The sequence below is a fragment of the Colwellia sp. E2M01 genome, from assembly GCF_018860585.1.
Taxonomy (GTDB): Bacteria; Pseudomonadota; Gammaproteobacteria; order Enterobacterales; family Alteromonadaceae; genus Colwellia.
This window is the reverse complement of sequence record NZ_JAHKPR010000040.1, coordinates 2,089-3,960: the sequence shown is the minus strand read 5'-3', so window position 1 is coordinate 3,960 and position 1,872 is coordinate 2,089. Positions and strand designations below refer to the sequence as shown.

Genomic DNA, 1,872 nt, shown 5'->3' with positions numbered 1-1,872 from the left:
TCCATACAAGTTGCTTAAAAGGACTAAAACAGTTTGCCCGCTTTTTGCAAAGAACCGCAAAAGTCAGTCCAACCATTTTAGCCTCTTAGCAAAGCGTTAGATTTTACGAAAGGATTGCGTTTAATAAAATGTTTGGAGCACTAATCAAATATCTCTATAGTAATACTCGTCAAGAGTTGCACTCTGCATTGACCGTTTTAGTTTTTGCCTCAGCATATGGTATTGGCTTTATATTTCTTTGGTTTTTATTTCCGTTAGTTGGCTGGGAATTCAATATAAACTTTGAGTTAAGTGGTTATTTTATAGGTTGTATTGGTGCAGGCGAATTGGCACGAGGTTTTGCTAAGTTAAGACTACCAAGTAAGCATAATTATGGGTCACATTTAACAAATGCAATTGCCGGTGCAATAACAATAGGTTCGTTTTGGTCATGCATAGTTTTAAAATGGCAACATGAACTTTGGACTATTCCAATTGCATTTATTGTAGGCTCACTATTTTATATATTGCTCGAGTTTGCTCGTAGATTCGACGATTGGTGTCACAGTAAAATCTAACAAGCCACTCAAGCAGGACAAATAACAGTTGGTTTTGTTCGCTTCGCTCTCTATTATAACCAACTATTATTTGCCTCTTAGTGGGGCGTTAAATGGCAAAATCCCGCTAACCTAATTTACTCATAACAAGTTAGCCTAACTAATTATTAAAAATCAGAGGTTCCAATGCGTTATCTTTTAATATTTTCATTCATACCAAGTATATTGTTTGCTGCGAGCCACATTGAAAAAAAGATAGACTACAGCGAAGTACATTCAATTTATCAAAGTATGAATTGCTTTGATAAGGCTACAGAACAAGAAATGAATTCCTGTGGTAATAAAAGCCTAGAAGCTTCTAAAAGCAAAATGAATTCAATTCTTAATCTTATTCTTTCAAGTGCTGAGAATAAGTCGAAATCAAAAATACAAAAAGCTCAAGATGACTGGGTTCTTTATATGCAATCTAGCTGTGTAATGGAGACTCTGGACTCGGAGGGTGGAAGTGCATATGATTCTATTATCAATTTTTGTTATGAAACAAAAGTTAATGAACGAGTAAGTTATTTACAATGGATTTTAAGCAATAAATAAAAGGAAATTATAATGAGTGCATTACAACCAATCAAAGGTAAGGTTACCTTTGAATCAGAGGGTGCTGAAAAAGGACCATACCACAGCAGAATTCTTCATGTCCCAACATTAACGTCAGGTTTAACTATTGGTCGTGGTTATGATATGAAAATGAAAAGTACGTTTAAAATTTATAATGAATTAATCGCGTCTGGCTTGAAGCATACAGATGCAAAACAACTATCAATTTCAGCTGGATTGTCTGGTAACACCGCAAAAGCTTTTATTAAAACACATAAACTAGAAAAATTTGAAATAACACAACAGCAGCAAGTTAACCTGTTCAACATATCATATAAAGAAGAAGAGTCAGAGACTAAGCGTTTATGTACTAAAAGTGATGTAACTGCTAAATATGGAAAATGCGACTGGTCAAAACTTGACTCTGCTATAAAAGAAATTTTAGTTGATCTAAAATTTAGGGGTGACTATACAGGTAGTACTCGGAAATATATTCAAAAGTATGTAGTTAACAATGACACTAAAGGCTTTTTGAAAGTGTTATCTGATCGTTCAAAGTGGATAAGCCAACGTGTTCCTGGTGATAGATTTCAAAGAAGAGTAACCTTCTTCAAAGCCAACGCAAGAATAACGCCTTAATAAAAATGCCATTTAACAAGTTGCTTCAACGGACACGTACAGTTTGCTCGCGCTCCGCGCATTATAGCAAATTGTACTTAGCCGCTGAGCAAAGCGTTAGTTG

The 1,872-nt window shown here is 34.9% G+C and carries 3 protein-coding genes; all 3 read left to right on the top strand.

What is annotated here, in order from left to right:
• The first annotated feature begins 128 nt into the window (after window positions 1–128).
• The 3 genes from KO502_RS08985 (at window position 129) to KO502_RS08975 (ending at window position 1,769) form a co-directional block, all read left to right on the top strand.
• Entirely contained in the window at window positions 129–557 is a 429-nt protein-coding gene (locus KO502_RS08985; protein WP_216022245.1) for a hypothetical protein, read from the top strand.
• 165 nt (window positions 558–722) lie between these two features.
• Window positions 723–1,130, top strand: coding sequence for a lysozyme inhibitor LprI family protein (locus KO502_RS08980; protein ID WP_216022244.1), 408 nt, complete (start codon window positions 723–725; stop codon window positions 1,128–1,130).
• 12 nt (window positions 1,131–1,142) lie between these two features.
• On the top strand, window positions 1,143–1,769 hold the full coding sequence (locus KO502_RS08975) for a hypothetical protein (RefSeq protein ID WP_216022243.1): 627 nt from the start codon (window positions 1,143–1,145) through the stop codon (window positions 1,767–1,769).
• Window positions 1,770–1,872: the final 103 nt, after the last annotated feature.